Below are 19,417 nucleotides of genomic sequence, written 5' to 3' on the forward strand. Positions count from 1 at the left end.
ATGCGTGGCTGCAACGCGCCCCGTCTGTTCCCGATCCCATTGCTGTTCCCCCTTTGAAAAAGGGGGGCAGGGGGGATTTGCTCTCCGCTCTGAGAAGCAAATCCCCCGGCGCAGCCGCCACGCAGCACATCCACCCAGCGCAGGCGCCAGCCCCCTTTTTCAAAGGGGGCGAATTCCAAAGGGCGAATTCCAGACCCCGGCCTTTGCTGTTCCCCCCTTTGAAAAAGGGGGGCAGGGGGGATTTGCTCTTAGCTCTGAGAAGCAAATCCCCCGGCGCAGCCGCCACGCAGCGCATCCACCCAATGCAGGCGCCAGCCCCCTTTTTCAAAGGGGGCGAATTCTATAGGGGGCGAATTTCAGACCCCGGCCGCTCTAACCCGCGCCCCGAACAACGCTGTCCCGATCCGCACCATTGTCGCCCCTTCAGCAATAGCGACCCGATAGTCGTCGCTCATCCCCATCGACAAGGTATCCACCGCCGCCCCGTACTGAGCCGCCAGCGCATCGAACAGCGCCTTGGCATCGCGGAACGCAGGACGCCGCAACTCCGGGTCGGCATGCGGCGTCGGGATCACCATCACCCCGCGCAGCCGCAACGAAGCCTCGGCCGCGATCGCCGCCGCCAGCGCCGGTACCTCGGCCGGGGCGCAGCCGTGCTTGCTGGCCTCATCGTCGATATTGACCTGGATCAGGATGTTCAACGGCGCCAGCGCCGGCCGCGCCGCGCGATGCCGCGCCAGCGCCGCCGCCAGCTTGGGCCGGTCCACGGTCTGCACCCAGTCGAACAGCGCCGCCGCGTCGGCGGCCTTGTTGGATTGCAGATGACCGATCAGATGCCACTCCAGCGCCCGCCCGGCCGCCGCCGTGGACGCCATCGCCGCATGCTTGGCGACCGCCTCCTGGACGTAGTTCTCGCCGAAGGCCGTTTGACCCTGTAAAGCCAGATTCGCGACAGCGGTCTCATCTTGGGTCTTACTGACCGCAAGCAATCGAGGAACCGGCCTGCCGGCGTCATGCGCCGCGCGCTGCAACTGATGCAAGATGTCGTGCAAGACGTGCTCGTGCACGTGGGGGAATCCTGTGATGAGGGGGCTGGATCGGGCGTGCCGTCCGGGGGCTATACTGCCTCTTGGGGGTGGTTTGGTTCCAGCTTAGAGTTGCATCTGACCACAAAGCGGCTGGGCCCTAGTGGCTGGCTTTTCACGGACCCGGATTACGGGTCCCTGCAGTGCGGGGAGCACGCATGGACATCGCCGAACTTTTGGCGTTCTCGGTTAAGAACAAAGCATCCGACTTGCATCTTTCGGCGGGCCTGCCGCCGATGATCCGCGTCGATGGCGACGTGCGCCGGATCAACATCCCGGCCTTGGACCACAAGCAGGTCCACGCGCTGGTCTACGACATCATGTCGGACAAGCAGCGGCGCGACTTCGAAGAATTCCTCGAGGTCGACTTCTCATTCGAGATCCCCGGCCTGGCGCGTTTCCGCGTCAACGCCTTCAACCAGAACCGCGGCGCCGGCGCCGTGTTCCGTACCATTCCGTCTGAAGTGCTGTCGCTGGAAGACCTGGGCTGCCCGCCGATCTTCCGCCAGCTTATCGAACAGCCGCAGGGGCTGATTTTGGTGACCGGCCCGACCGGCTCGGGCAAATCGACCACGCTCGCGGCGATGATCGATCACATCAACAAGAACGAGTACGCGCACATTCTCTCGGTCGAAGACCCGATCGAATTCGTGCACACCTCGCAGAAGTGCCTGATCAACCAGCGCGAAGTGCATCGCGACACGCACGGCTTCAACGAGGCCCTGCGCTCGGCCCTGCGCGAAGACCCCGACTACATCCTGGTCGGCGAGTTGCGCGACCTGGAAACCATCCGCCTGGCGCTGACCGCGGCGGAAACCGGCCACCTGGTGTTCGGCACCTTGCACACCTCCTCGGCGGCCAAGACCGTCGACCGAATCATCGACGTGTTCCCCTCAGGCGAAAAGCCGATGGTGCGCTCGATGCTGTCGGAGTCGTTGCGCGCGGTGATCTCGCAGGCGCTGCTGAAGAAAGTCGGCGGCGGCCGTACCGCGGCCTGGGAAATCATGGTCGGCATCCCGGCCATCCGTAACCTGATCCGCGAAGACAAGGTCGCGCAGATGTATTCGTCGATCCAGACCGGTCAGGCCCACGGCATGATGACCCTGGACCAGCATCTGCAGGACTTGGTCAAGCGCGGCATGATCCTGCGTCCGCAGGCGCGCGAATACGCCAAGGACAAGCGACTGTTCGAATGACCGACCGCCGGTGGCGCGACTGTCCGCGCCGCCGGTCCGTTCCCGCCGCAGCAGCACGTTGTGCGCACCACATCCCCCGGCTACTACATCGCCGCTTTAAACCTCCCGAGGAGGTAGCCCATGAACAACCCGGCCCCGACCAACCCGACCACCGCCTCCGGTGCGATCGACTTCACTTCCTTCCTCAAGCTGATGGCGCACCAGCGCGCCTCGGACTTGTTCATCACCTCGGGCATGCCCCCGTCGATGAAGGTCCACGGCAAGATCAGCCCGATCACGCAGAACCCGCTGACGCCGCAACAAAGTCGCGATCTCGTGCTCAACGTGATGAACCCGCAGCAGCGCGAAGAGTTCGAAAAGACCCACGAATGCAACTTCGCCATCGGCGTGACCGGCATCGGCCGCTTCCGCGTGAGCTGCTTCTACCAGCGTAATCAGGTCGGCATGGTACTGCGCCGGATCGAAACCAAGATCCCGACCGTGGAAGAGCTGAACCTGCCGCCGATCATCAAGACGCTGGCGATGACCAAGCGCGGCATCATCCTGTTCGTCGGCGCGACCGGCACCGGTAAATCGACCTCGCTGGCGGCGATGATCGGCTACCGCAATCTGAATTCGACCGGCCACATCATCACCATCGAAGACCCGATCGAATTCGTCCATCGCCACGAGGGCTGCATCATCACCCAGCGCGAAGTCGGCATCGACACCGACAGCTGGGAAGCCGCGCTCAAGAACACCCTGCGCCAGGCGCCGGACGTGATCATGATCGGCGAAATCCGCACCCGCGAAGGCATGGACCACGCCATCGCCTTCGCCGAAACCGGCCACCTGGTGCTGTGCACCCTGCATGCCAACAACGCCAACCAGGCGATGGACCGCATGATCAACTTCTTCCCCGAAGAGCGCCGCAACCAGTTGCTGATGGACTTGTCGCTGAACCTCAAGGGCGTGGTCGCCCAGCAGCTGATCCCGACCCCCGACGGCAAGGGCCGCCGCGTGGCGATGGAAATCCTGCTCGGCACCCCGCTGGCGCAGGACTACATCCGCGACGGCGAGATCCACAAGCTCAAGGAGCTGATGAAGGAATCCGTGCAGCTCGGCATGAAGACCTTCGACCAGGCCCTGTTCGAGCTGTATCAGGCCGGCGAGATCAGCTACGAAGACGCGCTGCGTTATGCCGACTCGCAGAACGAGGTGCGGTTGCGCATCAAGTTGGCGCAGGGCGGCGATGCGCGGACCTTGTCGCAGGGGTTGGATGGGGTTGAGGTGGCTGAGGTCAGGTAAGTCGCCCTCGGCTTCGCTTCTTGTCTCAACGAAAAAGCCCGGCCATGCCGGGCTTTTTCGTGGTCAAGCGCGTTCGCAAGTATTGCGGATGCTGGATTGTCGTCATCCACCGGCGGCAACCGAGTTCAACCCCGAGGTTAGTGCGACATCCGCATGGAGTTACTTTGCTCTTCTTGCTGTCGCTGCTGCTGAGCCATCTCCTGCGCTTGTTGCCTGTCGCGTTGCTCATTGAACATCTGCACTTCGCGCAACGTGTCTTGCATCTGCGGAGCCGGGCCGCTGGCGGAAACGTTGGCATGAAAGCCCGGGGTGACGCCGCCCACCCACAACTTGCCGTCGACGACGCCGACTTGTCCGGTTCGGTCGGCATCCGGAATGCCGTTGCGCTTGGCTTCCAGCATCGCGTGCGCCACGGTTTCGTCCGACACGTTCGACGGTGCGCCGTTGCGAATCTTGGCGAACATGGCTTGATCTTTGGGCGTAAGTTGCGACAGGTCGGCCAGCGGTTCAGACGTGAGGCGCGGCGATTTTCGCGCAGGTTCGCGCATGTGGTCTTCGTCGTCCCGTGAGGCGGTGAGGGACGACACGGGCCGACTCGGGACCGGTGTATCGGCGTGCTGTTCCGGCTCGCGGATGCGCGCTGTCAGCGGCGGTTCGTTGCGATCCCTTGCATCTGCCGCAGGCACGGTCGCGGGCCATGGAACCTGCGGTGAAGATTCGGCAGCCGGCCTGCGTGGATCCCGGGCGCTGTGCGATGCGCTATCGTCTGCGGCGGGCTGCAAGCGTGGTTCGTGTTCCGGATTCGACAGCGCGGCACTTGGGGGCGCTGCAGGTGTTTCGTGTCTAGGAGCCTTGGAGGACTCGATTCGCGCGTGTTGCGCCGCCGATATCGCTTGTTGCGTCGCCGGATCAACCACGCCGGTGTCGGCGATGCCTTGATCGCGTTGGAACTGGCGTACGGCGTGTTCGGTGGCGGCGTCGTAGCGCCCCGTCTGCGGCAACGGCTCGCCATCGGCGCCGCGGTAGCCGACCCGGTGCAGGCGGTACTGCAACAGCTCCACCTCCTGCCCTTGGCTGTCTGGACGTAATGTGTCCTCGCGTGTCTGCGCGCCAGCGGCGGCAGGCGGGATGGCCGCAACAGGCGCGGGAACGGTCGGCTCAGACGGTATGTGCGGAGGCGCCGCGCCGCGAAATTGCCCGGGCTGTGCCGTTTCCACTTGCGTGTCGGCTTCCGACTTAGGCTCCGCCGATTCGGGGGACAATTGGACCGGCGAGGCGGCGGCGACCATTTGCGGCGCGGCAGTGAACGCGCGTTCAACCCCGGGCCGGGCATCCGACGGCATTGCCGAAAAGTCTTGCGTGCGAGTAGGTGGCGTATCGGTGGGCATCGGCTCCGCGCGAGGCGCATCGGGCGAAGCCGCCACCGCCGCCGCATGTTGCGTCACTTGCTGAACTTGATCGTGCGACAGCCCTTGTCGATTGGCTTCGCGCAAGGCTTGTTCGTGCGCTTGGCGTTGTTGAGGCGACAGCGCCGCGATTCGTAATTCCGGTGTGTCCGGCACCAGCGCCGGTTGCGAGCGCAGGTCCACCATCGCCAACGCGATTTCCTCCCGGCTCGTCACCGCGGCAATGCGGACGACGCCGTCGCCGTCCCGACGCAGATGTTCGATGGGGCTGTTCACGTCGAAGCCGCCGTGCGCATTCGGCTGCAAGTTCAAGGATGTGGTGGCGGCGTCGACGCCCTGCGCTTCGCGTGTTCGCTGCACCGCTTCCAACGCCGCGGCAAGTTGCTCGGGGTTGGGGGCAACGCCGCTGGCGGCATAGGTCGAAACTAAATTAGTGCGGTCCAGTTGCTCACGCGTTGGCGGCTGCCATTGCGGAATCGTCGCGACCTGCTGTTGGTGCTGCGCCAGTTGCGGCTGCAACGCGGCGCTGGTTCGGTCCAGTTCTTGCTGCAAGTTGCCTTGCGCCAGCGTCTCGCCCGGCGCGCCTTCGCGCTGCCATTGGCCGCTTCCATCGCGGCGGTATTGCTTTGCGTCCGAAGCGATCAAGGTGTTGTCGGTCAAGGCCGTTTGCACTGCCGTCGGCACGGCTCCGAACCGGTCCCATCCGTTGCTGTGATAAGCCAACTCGTAGCGCGCAGCAATCGGTGCCGGCCCGTTGGCGATGTTGTCGCGGATCACTTGTTCCGACGCGCGATCCAGTTCCGCCGCCCGTTCCGGGCTGGCAGCTTCAGGCCGCGTCATGGGCACGCCGCGTTGCTCATAGCCCACGACGACATTACGATCCCACTCGCCGCTTTGCGGGTTACGCTGCCAATCGGCGCGTCGCAGACTCGCGGCGTCGCCATCGGACGCGGGCAGCGAGTAAGGATCGCGAGGCGGCTCCAACTTGCCCATCGCCAACGCGGTCGCGGTGTTGCTGGCCATGAAGGTCAGCTCCTGCGCTTTGTCGGGCAGCGCGGAGAACGATTGCTTCGCCGGGCGATTCACGCCGTCGTCGTGCAAGTCGGCCGCTTCTTGCCGCAACCACTGTTGTCCGTTGTAGTTCCAGGCGACGCCGTCGCGGTCGGTCTGGTTGTAGATTTTGCGATCGTCCCACCACTGCGCCGCCTGCTCGCCGACGTAGCTGCCGGACACGGCACCGACCGCGACGAAGGCGATGACGCCCGGACCGGTCTCCCAGCCGACCGCCAAACCTGTCGCCGCGCCACCGACCCAGCCGCCGACGCCGCGCGCGGCGTAGTGGGAAAGTTGCGACTGTGCGGCCAACGGATTGTCTTGCGCGAGCAAGGTGCCGACGCGTTGCCCGGTGTCGATGGCGTCGTAGGCGCTGGCGGCTACGCCTAGGCCTACTGCGGCGCCTATAGTGCGTGAAACTCCCGGCGCTCTCGGCGCGTGTTCGACAATGTTTTCGGCAGAGTTGAGTGCAGCCGCTTCGTTTGCACGCGACAATATTTGAGGCTTAGCCAGATCGACGGATTCGGGGTTTAAGCCGATGCCGGTTCGGGCGATATCCGGGAAGCTTTGCTGCCACTGTTGCTGGACGCCACGCGATCTCTCTACGACGCCCTCTTGTACTTTAAGCTCGGTGCGCTCTTGCACAACTCGAACGGCCGTGTCTGGGGATACCTTGTCGTTGAGCTTGATGGCGTCTGGAAGCTTTTCGTGCCACGTCTCTTGTTGCTGCCAGCCCTCAACAAGCTGCTGCATCACGCGCGGATTCTTTAACCTGGCTTCGCGCGCCTCTTCCAATACTGCACCTGGCGTACGCGTATTCGTGCGACTGTCGTAGAGCTCTTCACCTTCACGATTGAAGATGCGAATCGGTGCAGTAGTTTGAGCGTGAACGATATCAAGGCTGACAGGCAGTTTTCCGTAGATGGCCGTGCGTGCGCCTTCAGGGACATAACGGCCATACCCCGATTCATCTAGGCTGGCGCCAAACCGGCCGTCAACGCCAAGTTCGCTTTCCAGCTTATGTGCCGCGACCGCGCGTACCTCGACCTCATAGCCGTGAGACTGCAAATCTTTGATCAGCTCCGAAGTCCATTGTCCATTGCTCAGGGTGGTGTCGAAAGATTAGGTTCTTTTTTGATTTGACCGTGGCGTCCAACAACTCGTCGGCCCATTGGCTAGCATCCGCATGGGTCAACCCGGACCAAGTATAGGGGTGGGCTTTGCGGAAATCGCTGACATTGGGGTGGTAGTCCCGAATGTCATCGGGATCCACAGTAATTGCATCACCATGCAACTCAGCAGTAGCCCTGCCAGATAGCCTGCCTTTCCCGGAACCAGGCTGGCCGCCAAGAATAATCGCTCTGGGCTTTTCGAGGCTTGTTTTTTCGGAGAGTCTGTATTGAGGAAGTGTTTCTTCTCGGAATACTCGCGCATGCTCCTCGGCGCTTAGCACGTCTTGCTTGTTCATTGTGGATGCCGAGCGTCAAAGTATGCTTCAAGCTCGGACAACACGCCCATGTCAGCGCGTGCCGCACCGAAGATGAACTTCTTGGTTTTTGCCTTTTCAGTAGCTATTGAATCGTTCCTGGCTTGCGCAGCTTGAACCTCGTCTCGTGCTTCATCGACAAATTCACCAAGCGTCCCTTTCAGCATCCAAATGGCAAATTCGAAAGGTAGAGTGGCTTTAGATGGATTTTCAGCAGCTGAGTTGAGCGCTGCCTGCAATCGCTCGATGTGCTCCGGGTAATCTTTGAGCGTCTCCCGTAGTTTTTGTGGAACGGGGGGTAGCGAAACATCTGTCATAGGGCGTTCCTTCTTGGATTGTATGGAGCTAGCCTCTGCGCCATTTTGTTGCCTTTGTACTATCCATGTAGACATGGCTGCGGCGATATCAGATTTTCCTAAAGAAGAGTTCGAAGCAGCCTGGACGGTTGAGAAGTGCCTTGTAAGCGAAATCCAGTTCTGGATTATCCTTGCTCGTTACGTCCAGGGAAATCAAGCAGATCAGGCATGTTGTCCATGTTCATTCGGGTATCGCCTTGCTCTTCTCGAAGTGCGTCCGTAAGTCATGCAGTCCGTGAAGTCCCAGGGCATGCAACATTAGTAATTCTTTATTTTCAGCTAAATCTATAGCCATCGGGTTCTCGTTTGCTTTGGCAGCCTTCAGTTCGGCTCAAAACTTCTTGCAGGCGTCGCAAATGCTCCGGATGCTCTTTTGGCAACTCTCGTAGCTTCTGAGGCACGGGAGGGTATGAAAGATTAGCCATCGCTCGTCCTTTCTTGGATCGTACCGCCCAAGTATCGCTCCATGGACGCGCGATTGCTGCGACGGATTTCTTCTGCACAGCGTTTATGTGCCGCGTGTCGTCCCGCTTGAATATTCAACGGTGCGCGGGGGCGTCAACTTGGCCGTTGATACATTGAATATGTGCAACCCAGACCGCCGCCGAATGGGCGACGGCCGAGGGGTTTCAGGGGCGACGCACTGACGTCAGCGTGTGTTCGATCTGCCCGGCCCATAAGCGGAACACTCGGGCCAAGGCGCGGCGACGCGATTGCTCGGGTTTGCGAACAGGCGGGGCGGCGGCTGCGTCGGCGGGGTCGATGGTGTGGGCGATGCCTACGAGTTCGTCGTGAAATGCCTGCAGTTCCAAGTAAGCATCGACGGGTAGCAGCATGTTGTCGGCGTAGACTGCGGACGGGGTTTTGCGGGGCATAACGGCACTCCTCTCCATGGAATGGATCGCCCGCGCTGCGCGAAGTCGCAGGCGGGATGTCGGGAGGCTAAGAACCGTACAGACACGGCGGGCGTATTCCCCATGCGGGTGTTGTATTAGCCGCCCTCCCGACGCATGCAACAAACGCCGGCATACCATTGGAGCAGGTATAAAAAATCCACCAGTTCACGAAGGTGGAGTCCGGTCTGTAAGGAGTTCTTAGGCTCCGTGGAAAAGACTGCTTCTTCGATATTGAAGTGTCAACAGGTTGAAGAAAAAATCATAAGCGAAGAGTCAAACTTGGATGGCGCGCTTCGTGATTCCGTTTGCAGCACTCGTATTTTTTGTTTGCTTGGCTTGTTCCACTCTCGGCTGCGGCACATAAATACCGAGCAGTGAGAGGCGACAGAAAACGGACGTTGCAGAATACTTCGGCCGGCCAATAGTGACGCCGTTGACACAGACTTCGTTCGCAAAGCGAAAAGCCGACGAACCGTCGGCTTTTCGCTTTCATCAGCGCTGGAAAAAATCAGAAATTGAACTTGCCGTCGATTCCAATACGGCCCGTGCCTGCGCCGGTTCTCGTATCCACACTGCCGCGCGCGCTCAACCCGATCGACGCGCCGTTCTCTTTGTAGTCCAGGCCGATCGCGCCGTTGACGCCCGTGATCCCGCTGGCGTCGAACGTCGTGCCGAGGGCGGCGGTGCCTGTGACTGTGTCGGAGTACGAGCGGGTAAAGCCGGCGTTGATGCCGCCGTTCTGGAAGCCGTTCGGGCCGAAGTTACCGAAACCGCTCAGCGATACCGTGTCGGCGTCGAAGCTGTGGGTGACGCCGGCGGTGACGTTGGCGCTTTGGAATCCGTTCGGGCCGAAGTTGGCGAAGCCGCTGAGGTTCATGGTGTTCAAATTGCCGATATCGACGGTGCTGGCGGCGGAAACGCTGTAGCTCGGAGTGTTCGGGCCGCCGAGGGTGATCGATCCCATGACGCTGAAGGAGTTGATGTCGTTGGTGGTCGAGAGTTTGCCGCTCAAGGTCAGGCTGGCCGGGTCCAATCCCATGCGCGCCGCTAGGGTGGTGTCCACCGCGCCTGGGAAACTCAGGCCCATATTGACGTTGACGTTACCCAATGGCGTGCTGGCGATGTCGGGGGTGTTGTAGCCGGTGATGCTGAAACTCAGCGGCGTCGGCGTCGGCGTCGGCGTCGGCGGTGCGGACAGCGCGACCGCGGCATAGCTGGTGGGGATGCCACCGAGCGTGGGGATCGACGAGAGCGTCGGTGTGCTGACCGACATCGTGCTGAGTTGGGCGAGTGTGTTCGTCGAAATGGTCGTGTCGATCGGAGCCGATGTCACTCCCATCAAACCGGGGGTGGGTGTCGCGTTGACCGCGGCCAGGCCGGCGGCCATCTGCGCTTCCTGGGTCTTGGCGGCTTCGGCGGCATCGGCCGCGGCCTGACTCTGCCGAGCGGAATCGGCCGAATTTTGCGATGAACCCGAACCCGATACTCCGGAACCTGCGTCTGCCATGAGAAGTGCTCCTTAGGATGTTGCCCCGAGAGAATCATTCCCCTGATGTAAGCGTTTTCAGCTTCCTTACCCTAGTGGTTTTGGAACGGCGGGAAAAGCTGGGGCAGGCCCTAGTCCCGACGCGGCCGGGTCTTTTCTGAATACGTCGTGCGTGGCTTCCCGGACCATCATGGCGCGCAGGCTGGTTGTTTTACGCCACGGGTCGTGCCGGCTGGGACCTGGGCGATTTGCCTGGCAGGCCCCTGTCTTCGCCGGCCGCAGAGCAGCCACCGCCACGTCAGAATCACGCGGCCCTGCGCGGCTCGGAAGCGCTCGAATCGATTTCGACGCAAACCCATCGCGCCCGGCGGTTTCCTTTTGCTTCCGCGGTGATGCCTAATAAACGCGCTTGGACGGTGGTGCCGGCGCAAAGGGATATCGATCGGTCGGCGCAGCGTCCGACTGCAATGACACATGGCCAAGGTACTCATACTGGGCCCCAGAGCCCCCGCTGCCTTGGAGTTGGCGCGACACTTCGATCGCGCGGCATGGGCCGCTCACGTCGCCGACAGCGTGTCTTGCCGCTTGAGCGCGTGGTCGGGTTCGGTGACGCGTGCGCATCGCTTGCCGCCGCCGCGTTCGCAACCGGCCGGGTTTGTCGCTGCGCTGTCGCGCATCGTCGCGGACGAACGCATCGATCTGCTGGTGCCCACCTGCGAGGAGGTCTTCGCGCTTTCGCGTTACCGCAGCGCGCTGCCGCAGTCCTTGCGCGTGCTCGTGGACGATTTCGATAAGCTCAAGGCGCTGCACAGTAAACGGCGTTTCCTTGAGTTGGCGCAGGGCTGCGGCGCCAACGTTCCGGATAGTCAGGCCGTCGCGAATCTGCACGAAGCACGTAGCTGGGCCGATGGACAACCGCTGGTGCTGAAACCGGAATACTCACGCTTCGGCGTGCATGTGCGTCTGTATCCGCACGGCATGCCGGAGGACGCGCCGCCGCTGGGGCTCGCCCAGGCCTGGGTTGCGCAGCGTTTCCACGCCGGCACCGAGCTGTGTTCGTACAGCATCGCCGATCGCGGCCGGCTGCTCGCGCACGGCGTGTATCGGCCGGCGTACCGGATCAGCCGCAGTTCCAGTTTCTATTTCGAACCGGCGCCGAATGCGGCGATACGCAGCTTCGTCGAGCGCTTCGTTCGCAAGATCGATTTCACCGGGCAGATTTCCTTCGACTGGATCATCGGCGACGACGGCTCGGCGACGGTGCTGGAATGCAATCCGCGCGCGATCAGCGGCGTGCATCTGTTCGCACCGGGCGATGGGCTGCCGGCGGCATTGATGGGCGAGGACATGGCGTGCATCGAGCCGAGTGCGCCGCGCCCGAAGATGTTGGCGGGCGTGATGCTCAGCGCCGGGCTCGCTCAGGCGCTCAAGCGCGGCAGCGTGGAGCGGTGGTGGCGCGACTATCGGCGTGCGGACGATGTCTTGTCCTTGCCCGGCGATCGCCTGCCGCCGCTCGGCGGGCTGGTGGATATCGGCGCGTTTGCGCGGATCGCGCTCACGCGCGGCTGCAGTCTGCGCGAGGCGGCGACGCGGGATATCGAGTGGGACGGCGAGGATCTGCCGGATCTATGAGCCCGGTGTCCGCGCACGATATCGACGACTTCAACGCGCGGGCGCGGGTGTTCCTGCAGGTGCACGCGCAAGCGGCGGTGCAGGACTTGGTGTCGAACCTGCGCACCCGGGTGGATCGTATCGGCAGCGGCGAGGCGCTGTTTCCGGTCACGATCAATGACGACGAACCGGACAACGCCTGGGTCTGCTCGCCGCGAACCACCTACGGCCGCTACGCGATCGAAGAGGCAGAACGCTATGCGCCGAAGATCGCGGCGCCGCTGCTGAGCGTCGCCGGTCGCGGCGTCGATGCCGTCCTGCGCGCGGCGCGGATCGATCGCGCTGTCGCGATCAACAACTGGTGGTTATCGACCAATCTGTATCCATCGCATTCGCAGGTGTCGGTTCCGCAACTGCTCGATGAGGCCTTGCAGCGCTGGCCGGGCCACGCGATCTGGTTGCGCTCGCTCAACGATGCCGACCATCGCGATTGGCTGGCCGAGTGCGAGCGCCTGGGCTTCGTGCTGATCCCGAGCCGTCAGGTGTATCTGTTCCGCGACGTGGCCGCGCTCGCGCGGCAGCGGCATAACCTCAAGGTCGATCTCAAGCTGGCGGCGAAGCAAGCGCGCCGGGCCGGCGACGCCGATATCGGCGAAGACGATTACGCGCGCATCGCCGGGTTGTACGGGCAGCTCTACATAAGCAAGTACTCGCGCTGCAACCCGCACTACACCGCCGAGTTCATGCGCCGATGGCATCGCGCGGGATTGCTGCAGTTCGACGGCTTCCGCGATGAAGACGGCCAGTTGATCTGCATCGCCGGGCAGTTCCGCCAAGGCCGGACGCTGACCACGCCCATCGTCGGTTACGACACGGCGCTGCCGCAGCGTCTGGGCCTGTACCGGCTGTTGACCGCGATGACGTTCGAACATGCGATCCGCGATGGCTGCGACATCAATTTCAGCGCCGGCGCGGCCGGGTTCAAGCGCTTGCGCGGCGGGCGTCCCAGCATCGAGTACAGCGCGGTCTATGCGCGTCATCTGCCGGCCAGGACCCGGCGGGCGCTGGCGTGGCTGTCGGCGCTGACCCGCCGGCTCGGGGTGCCGCTCATGCGAAGATTCGAGCTATGACGCCGCCACTTGCTTTCCATCGAGCGCCGGACATCCCGATGCGGCCGGGCATCGCGCAAGCCGGCGGGCCGGCATGAGCGACTGGCATCCCTCGCACTACGCGCGCTGGTTCCCCGCTTTGTGCGCGAACCGGCTGGGGCGCGCGCCGGTCGCGGTGACGGTGCTCGATCGGCCGGTGGTGCTGGTCCGCGACGAAAGCGGCCGCGCCTTCGCCCTGGAGGATCGCTGCCCGCATCGGCATGCGCCGTTATCGGCCGGGGTCGCCACCGCCGGCGGCATCGCCTGTCCGTATCACGGCTGGCGGTTCGATTCGCAGGGGCGCTTGTGCGCGATTCCCGGCATGCCGCCGGACTGTGCCTTGCCACAGGTGCGCGTGCGCACGGTCGCGGTGCGCGAACACGATGGTTTGATCTGGCTGCGATTGGACGGGCGCGATGAAGGCGAACTGCCGGCCATGGTGCGGCGCAATTCCGCCGGCTCGCGTCGATTCGTCTGGCAGACTCAGTGGCGCGCGCATGTGATCGATGCAATCGAGAATTTCCTCGATCCGATGCACACGCACTGGATTCACCCCGGGCTGGTGCGGCGCGGCGGGGCGCGGGATGCTGTGACCGCGCACTTCGAAGCGACCGATAGCGGTTTCAGCGTGTCGTACCGAGGCCAGTCGCAACAATCCGGCCTGCTCTACCGCCTGTTCGAATCGCCGCGCGAAAGCGAGCGGGCGCTGTTCGACGCCCCCGGTAGCGCGCAGATCGAATACCGCTACCTCAACGGCGGCATCGTTCGCATCAGTCTGCATTTCACGCCGATCAGCGCCGAACAGACGGCGGTGTTCGCGACCTTGCATGTCGAGAATCGCTGGGCGCCGGCGTGGCTGGTGCGCGCGCTGGTGTGGCCGCTGCTCAAACGCGTCAACGATCAGGACGCGCGCATGCTGGCTTTGCAGGCCGATAATCTGCGGCGTTTTGCGCCGATGCGCGGTGCATCGACCCAACTCGATCTGGTGCGGCCATGGGTCGAGACGTTCTGGACCACCGGCGCCGCGCCCGAAGACGCGCCGCCGCGAGAGGTGCGTCTGCTGCTGTGATCGCACGAAGCACCGGCGCAGAACGCCGGCGTTATCGCGACCGCCTTATCGGTCGCAGTGCGGGCGCCCGCAATCGCTTTTCGGCGCCGGCTCGATTTCCAATTGCATCGTCGGGCCCGTCTCCCCGAGTTGGAAATCCGCCCAGCGTCGCGGCACCACGCGCAGTTGATTGGCGCGCATCGCCGGTGCGACTACGCTGGCTTCGGTGTTGAGATAGCTGCTGCTGTTGCGGCCGATCTTGCTCCACACGCCATCCGTGCGAGCGTAGACGAAGCAGACCGGACCCCATTGCTTGGCGTTGCACAGCAGGTAGTCGGCCTGGCCGTCGCTGTCCAGGTCGGGCGTCATCAGCACGCATTCGGAATCGGCGTTGAGGCAGTCGGGCGTCGGCAGCTTGTCGCCGACCAGCGCTTGCAACCACAGCGGATCGGGCGCGGCGACGCCGGCGGCCGGCTTGATATGGCGCAGCGCTTCGACCGCGGTGCGCGCCTGCTGATCGCGTTTGTCGTCCTGGCGATATTCCCAACTGTTCTTCATTGTCAGCAGGCGCTGGATCTGCGCGCGCTCCTTGGCGTCGAACAGCTTGCTGTCGCCGGCCAGCGCCTGCAGCGCCTGATAGCCGCGGCGGCCGCTGTCGAAGCGCAGATGGCTCAGGTCGAAGCGCTCGCGCTCGCTGCGGCCGTCGTGCAGGCGCGCGAGTTGATCGTTGACGCTCAACCGATGCGGATCGAGCAGCCACGAGTTGGCCGCGACCGTCAGCGCCAGGATCGCCAGCGACACGCCGACGTTGACGCGCTTGAGATCGTGCAGCCAACCGGCGCGCGGGCGCAGCGCCGCCACCGCGTAGCCCACGGTGTAGGCGCTGAGCACGACCGAGGCGAGCACGGCCCAGAAACGTTCCGCGGTCCAGCCGTACTGGCCGATGCGCAGGCTCAGCGCGTACAGGCCCAGGCCGGCGTAGATCGGCAGGATCAGCAGCGCCGCATCGACCACGTGGCGCAGCCAGCGCGGGTAGGGCGGCGCGTCGTCGCCGTCCTGGTAGACGGCGTTGACGAACAACACCATCACTGCGATCAGGCTCATCAGGATCAAGGTCGCCGAGCGCGTGCGCCACAGCGCGTCCAGGCCGGTGAACGGCAGGCTGATCACGAACAACAACGCGATCAGCGCCACCAGCGGCAACAGGCCCTTGAAGATCGCGAACAGAATCTGCCGCGCCACCTGCACCGGCCGCTGTTGGGTGCGGCCGACCAGCACGCCCAGGCCGATCATGATGCCGGTGGCCAGATGGGCGAAGCTGCGGGTGGTGAACAGATCGGCGAAGAATCCGATGCCGATCAGCTTGAACAGCACCGCGCACAAGCCCAGCACGCCCCAGCAGATGCCGACGAACACGGCGGTGAGCAGCAAGGTCAGCGCGTTCTGCCAGCCGTGTTCGAACAAGGCGCTGTAGGGCGCGCGCCAGCGGCCGTGGTCGAGCCGGCATTGCAGATAGGGCAGGGCGATGAACAAGGCGATCGCCAGCGTCGCGCCGAACGGCCACAGCACCGCGGCGGCCTTGATGTCGGGGGCGCCGGTCGCGCTCCAGCCGGCCCACAGCGCCAGCAGCAGGTAGATCGCGGCCACGCCGAGGGCGTTGGTCCAGAAGCGGCGATCGTCCAGGCGCTGCACCGACAGCAGCATCAGCGTCGGCACCGACAAGGCCATCACGTACCAGTAGATTTCGAAACCCGAATCCGGGCGCACGCCGACCCGGATCAGATACAGCGCCAATCCCTGCAGCAGCGCGATCAGGACGATGAAGGACTTGGTCGCGCGCGAGAGCGTGACGGCGGCGGTTGGCGAGGTGGACATGCGGTTCCTTTGCGATGGCCTGCGATCGCAGCGGCGCGGTGCGCGGCCGCGGGTTCGCGGGATGACTGCGCGCAAACTAGTGCGCTTGGGTGAGGGCGGTATGAAGCGGTTGCGGTGGAGCGGCGGCCGGATCGCGGATCAGCCGGCGCGCGCGATCAACCGCGTTTGCCGCGAACGGTTTTCTTCGCCACGGTTTTCTTCTTGGCGGCCGCGGTCTTGCTCGCCGCGGTCCGCGCCGGCGCCTTGGCGGCCTTGACCGGGGCGGGCTTGGCTGCGCCGCTCGCGCCGGACGCTTTCGGCGCGCTCTTCGCCAACGCCTCGGCGCGGCGCCAGTACGGCTTGAGTTTGTCGATGCGCTGGTAGGCCGGGCAGCTTTCGCGATGCGCGCCGGGCAGATAGCTCAGGCTCATCAGGAATTCGTTCGTGATCTCGCCGCCGGTGAAGCGGAAGGTCTGCTTGAACAGCTTGATCCAGCCGGCCTTGTCGCGCGGCTTGCCGTCCAGCAGTTGATGCGCGTCGAGCCATTGCGCGAAGCCGCCGTGGCTGCCGCGCAGCTGCTGGATCACCTGGGCGTTGTGGATCGCCGCATCCACCTTGAGCCGGTTGCGGATGATGCCGGCGTCTTCGAGCAGGCGCAGGCGATCGGCTTCGCCGTAGCCGGCGACAGCGTCGACATCGAAGCCGCTGTAGGCGCGGCGGAAGCCTTCGCGCTTGCGCAGAATGGTTTCCCAGCTCAGGCCGGCCTGGTTGATTTCCAGGATCAGGCGCTCGAACAGATCGGATTCGTCGCGCTGCGGAAAACCGTATTCGCGGTCGTGGTACTGGCCATGGATGGGGTGGCCGGGGGCGATGTCGCAGTAACCGGACATGCGGTCCTCGTCTGGGGGGCGGTCGGGTCGATTGTGGGTGGCGTGGGGGCGGGAATCCAGGGCGCGATGCGAATGCGGGAAGTCTTTTGTAGGAGGGGCTTCAGCCCCGATGCTTTTCGCTCAGATCGCCGGTCCTCCACAGATGCTCGCAACCTGAGCGAAAAGCATCGGGGCTGAAGCCCCTCCCACAAGAAGCCCAAGCCCTGGCCGGGACCGGCCCGATTCACCGTATCGCTATAGCCCGCGCCGGCCCCCGAACCTGCGGCATCCTGCGCGCTTTCACGTCCCGCATCCGCGCCCGGCACGCTAGAATGGCCTCATGCCCGTGATGCCCACGCCCCTCGCCAGTCAGGTCCTGATCGCGCTTCCCGCGCTGGCCGACACCAATTTTTCCCGCAGCGTCGCGCTGATTTGCCAGCACGACGACGACGGTGCGATGGGCATCGTGGTCAATCGCCCGTCCGAGTACACCCTGGGCGAGGTCTTCGGCCAGATGGGCGTGGACGGCGGCGATGAATCGCTGCGCGCCCAGATCGTATTGGCCGGCGGCCCGGTCCATCCCGAGCGCGGCTTCGTGCTGCACGACGGCGGCACCCGCTGGGATTCCACCCTGGTGATCGGCTCGGACCTGTACCTGACCACCTCGCGCGATATTCTCGAAGCCATGGCCAAGGGCGAAGGCCCGGACAACGCGATCGTCGCGCTGGGCTGCGCCGGCTGGGGTTCGGGGCAGCTCGAACACGAGATCACCGAGAACGACTGGCTGACCGCGCCGGCCGATGCCGAGTTGCTGTTCGAACTGCCGCTGGACGTGCGCTGGCAGGCCGCGGCCGGACGCATCGGGGTGGATTTCGCCCACCTGGCCGATTACGCCGGACACGCATGAGCACTGGCGCCTCCGACGCAATCCGACGCGACGGCACCGTCCTCGGATTCGATGTCGGCGCGCGCCGGATCGGCGTCGCCGTCGGCAGTGCCTTCGGCCACGGGGCCCGCGCGCTGGCGGTGATCGATGTGCACGGCGCCGGCCCGGATTGGAACGCGATCGACCGCGTTTATAAGGAATGGCGCCCGGACGGCCTGATCGTCGGCGACCCGATGACCCTGGAAGGCGGCGACCAACCCGCGCGCCTGCGCGCGCACGCCTTCGCCCGCCAGCTGCGCGCGCGCTACAAATTACCGGTGGTGCTGGTCGATGAGCGCTCCAGCTCGATCGAAGCCGCGCACCGTTTCGCCGCCGATCGCGCCGAAGGGCGCAAGCGCCGCCGCGACGCCGAAGCCCTGGACGCGGTGGCCGCGGCGGTGATCGTCGAGCGCTGGCTCGCCGCGCCCGACGACGCCACCGACATCGAACACATTTCGCATCCTTGAAGCACCGCACATCATGACTACCTACGTTTCCGCCGACGGCGGTTCGCGCCACCTGCTGAGCTTGCGCGATGCCACGCGCGAGTCGCTCGAAGCCTTGCTGATCCGCGCTCAGGCCTTCGCCGAAGGCCATTACGACAGCCGCGCGCTGGCCGGCACCGCGGTGTGCACCTTGTTTTTCGAGCCGTCCACGCGCACCCGCCTGAGCTTCCAGCTGGCCGCGCAGCAGCTCGGCGCGCATGTGCTGAACTTCGATGCCTCCACTTCATCGACCAGCAAGGGCGAGACCGCGCTGGATACTCTGAAGAACATCGAGGCGATGGGCGTGCGCGGCTTCGTGATCCGCCATCGCGAAGACGGTGCGGTGGCCGCGCTGGCGGCGCAAGCGCGCGCCGGCACTTGCCTGGTCAATGCCGGCGACGGCCGCAGCGCGCATCCGACCCAGGGCCTGCTCGACATGCTGACGCTGCGACAGGCCAAGGGCACGGATTTCTCGCGCTTGCGCGTGGCGATGATCGGCGACGTCAAGCACTCGCGCGTCGCGCGCTCGGACCTGCAGGCCTTGCGCGCGCTCGGCGCGGGCGAGATCCGCGTATGCGGCCCGGCCTCGCTGCTGCCCGACGACGGCACCCTGGACGGTTGCGTGGCGACGCAGGATTTCGACGCCGCGCTCGACGGCGTGGACGCGGTGATGATGCTGCGCCTGCAGCGCGAACGCATGGAAGAAGGGCTGGTGGCGTCGCTGGACGACTATCACCGCGACTACGGCCTGACCGCTTCGCGGCTCAAGCGCGCGGCCGCCGACGCGGTGGTGATGCATCCCGGCCCGATGAATCGCGGCGTGGAAATCACCGACGAAGTCGCCGACGGCCCGCAATCGCTGATCCTGACCCAGGTCGCCAACGGCGTCGCCACGCGCATGGCGGTGCTGGAGATGCTGCTCAAGGGCTGATCGCGCGGCCGCGATTTTCTTATGGCCGCGCGGTTGTGCGGCCGATATGGTTTGGTTTATTCGGAATCACTCGACATGATCGTAAAAGACAGCAACGGCACCGTGCTCGCCGACGGCGACTCGGTTTTGCTCATCAAGGACCTGAAGGTGAAGGGCACGTCGGTGACGCTCAAGCGCGGCACGTTGTGCAAGAACATTCGCCTGACCGATGAGGAGGACGAGATCGAGTGCAATGTCGATAAGATCAAGGGGTTGGTGTTGCGGACGGAGTTTTTGAAGAAGGCTTGAGGGGGCG

General features: G+C 64.3%; 15 protein-coding genes and 2 pseudogenes. 9 read left to right on the plus strand and 8 right to left on the minus strand.

Annotated elements, in window-relative coordinates:
• Positions 1-356: 356 nt before the first annotated feature.
• Positions 357-1,067, minus strand: coding sequence for a YggS family pyridoxal phosphate-dependent enzyme (locus AB4Y92_RS11575; protein ID WP_441819786.1), 711 nt, complete (start codon positions 1,065-1,067; stop codon positions 357-359).
• Between the two features lie 176 nt (positions 1,068-1,243).
• Here AB4Y92_RS11575 and AB4Y92_RS11580 point away from each other — a divergent pair, with 176 nt between their 5' ends.
• Positions 1,244-2,281, plus strand: coding sequence for a type IV pilus twitching motility protein PilT (locus AB4Y92_RS11580; protein WP_057941936.1), 1,038 nt, complete (start codon positions 1,244-1,246; stop codon positions 2,279-2,281).
• 120 nt (positions 2,282-2,401) lie between these two features.
• Positions 2,402-3,568, plus strand: a complete 1,167-nt coding sequence (locus AB4Y92_RS11585; protein WP_441819787.1) for a PilT/PilU family type 4a pilus ATPase — start codon at positions 2,402-2,404, stop codon at positions 3,566-3,568.
• Between the two features lie 137 nt (positions 3,569-3,705).
• Here AB4Y92_RS11585 and AB4Y92_RS11590 read toward each other — a convergent pair whose 3' ends face one another.
• The 5 genes from AB4Y92_RS11590 to AB4Y92_RS11610 form a co-directional block, all read right to left on the minus strand.
• Entirely contained in the window at positions 3,706-7,095 is a 3,390-nt protein-coding gene (locus tag AB4Y92_RS11590) for a peptidoglycan-binding protein (RefSeq protein WP_441819788.1), read from the minus strand.
• Positions 7,076-7,495 (minus strand): zeta toxin family protein, encoded by a 420-nt coding sequence (locus AB4Y92_RS11595; RefSeq protein WP_441819789.1) that lies wholly within the window; start codon positions 7,493-7,495, stop codon positions 7,076-7,078. Before AB4Y92_RS11595 ends, AB4Y92_RS11590 begins: the two co-directional genes overlap by 20 nt.
• The gene (locus tag AB4Y92_RS11600) at positions 7,492-7,830 is read right to left on the minus strand and encodes a hypothetical protein (RefSeq protein ID WP_441819790.1); all 339 of its coding nucleotides are present in this window, start codon (positions 7,828-7,830) and stop codon (positions 7,492-7,494) included. Before AB4Y92_RS11600 ends, AB4Y92_RS11595 begins: the two co-directional genes overlap by 4 nt.
• A gap of 668 nt (positions 7,831-8,498) precedes the next feature.
• Positions 8,499-8,744, minus strand: coding sequence for an XAC0095 family protein (locus AB4Y92_RS11605; protein ID WP_441819791.1), 246 nt, complete (start codon positions 8,742-8,744; stop codon positions 8,499-8,501).
• Positions 8,745-9,273: 529 nt separating this feature from the next.
• Entirely contained in the window at positions 9,274-10,272 is a 999-nt protein-coding gene (locus tag AB4Y92_RS11610) for a hypothetical protein (protein ID WP_441819792.1), read from the minus strand.
• 453 nt (positions 10,273-10,725) lie between these two features.
• Between AB4Y92_RS11610 and AB4Y92_RS11615 the strand changes: the two genes are divergently transcribed.
• The 3 genes from AB4Y92_RS11615 (at position 10,726) to AB4Y92_RS11625 (ending at position 14,079) form a co-directional block, all read left to right on the plus strand.
• On the plus strand, positions 10,726-11,883 hold the full coding sequence (locus AB4Y92_RS11615) for an ATP-grasp domain-containing protein (RefSeq protein WP_441819793.1): 1,158 nt from the start codon (positions 10,726-10,728) through the stop codon (positions 11,881-11,883).
• A complete protein-coding gene (locus tag AB4Y92_RS11620) occupies positions 11,880-12,992 on the plus strand; it encodes a GNAT family N-acetyltransferase (RefSeq protein WP_441819794.1) in 1,113 nt (370 codons plus the stop codon). Before AB4Y92_RS11615 ends, AB4Y92_RS11620 begins: the two co-directional genes overlap by 4 nt.
• 73 nt (positions 12,993-13,065) lie before the next feature.
• Positions 13,066-14,079, plus strand: a complete 1,014-nt coding sequence (locus AB4Y92_RS11625; RefSeq protein WP_441819795.1) for a Rieske 2Fe-2S domain-containing protein — start codon at positions 13,066-13,068, stop codon at positions 14,077-14,079.
• Between the two features lie 45 nt (positions 14,080-14,124).
• Here the strand turns inward: AB4Y92_RS11625 and AB4Y92_RS11630 are convergent, their stop codons facing one another.
• Positions 14,125-15,933 (minus strand): DUF4153 domain-containing protein, encoded by a 1,809-nt coding sequence (locus AB4Y92_RS11630; protein ID WP_441819796.1) that lies wholly within the window; start codon positions 15,931-15,933, stop codon positions 14,125-14,127.
• A gap of 320 nt (positions 15,934-16,253) precedes the next feature.
• Positions 16,254-16,802, minus strand: a pseudogene (locus tag AB4Y92_RS11635) (DNA-3-methyladenine glycosylase I); the annotation flags it as partial.
• A 319-nt stretch (positions 16,803-17,121) separates the two neighbouring features.
• Here AB4Y92_RS11635 and AB4Y92_RS11640 point away from each other — a divergent pair.
• The 4 genes and pseudogenes from AB4Y92_RS11640 to AB4Y92_RS11655 all read left to right on the plus strand — a co-directional run.
• Positions 17,122-17,688 (plus strand): YqgE/AlgH family protein, encoded by a 567-nt coding sequence (locus tag AB4Y92_RS11640; RefSeq protein ID WP_057941943.1) that lies wholly within the window; start codon positions 17,122-17,124, stop codon positions 17,686-17,688.
• The gene (gene ruvX, locus AB4Y92_RS11645; protein ID WP_057941944.1) at positions 17,685-18,173 is read left to right on the plus strand and encodes a Holliday junction resolvase RuvX; all 489 of its coding nucleotides are present in this window, start codon (positions 17,685-17,687) and stop codon (positions 18,171-18,173) included. Before AB4Y92_RS11640 ends, ruvX begins: the two co-directional genes overlap by 4 nt.
• Before the next feature lie 13 nt (positions 18,174-18,186).
• Positions 18,187-19,122 carry an aspartate carbamoyltransferase catalytic subunit gene (locus AB4Y92_RS11650; RefSeq protein WP_441819797.1) on the plus strand — a complete coding sequence of 312 codons (936 nt, stop codon included), beginning with the start codon at positions 18,187-18,189 and terminating at the stop codon, positions 19,120-19,122.
• Positions 19,123-19,197: 75 nt separating this feature from the next.
• Positions 19,198-19,410 (plus strand): annotated as a pseudogene (locus tag AB4Y92_RS11655) (alkylphosphonate utilization protein); the annotation flags it as partial.
• Between the last annotated feature and the right edge of the window lie 7 nt (positions 19,411-19,417).

Source organism: Lysobacter sp. TAB13, from assembly GCF_052113885.1.
In the GTDB taxonomy this organism is placed as follows: domain Bacteria; phylum Pseudomonadota; class Gammaproteobacteria; order Xanthomonadales; family Xanthomonadaceae; genus Lysobacter; species Lysobacter gummosus.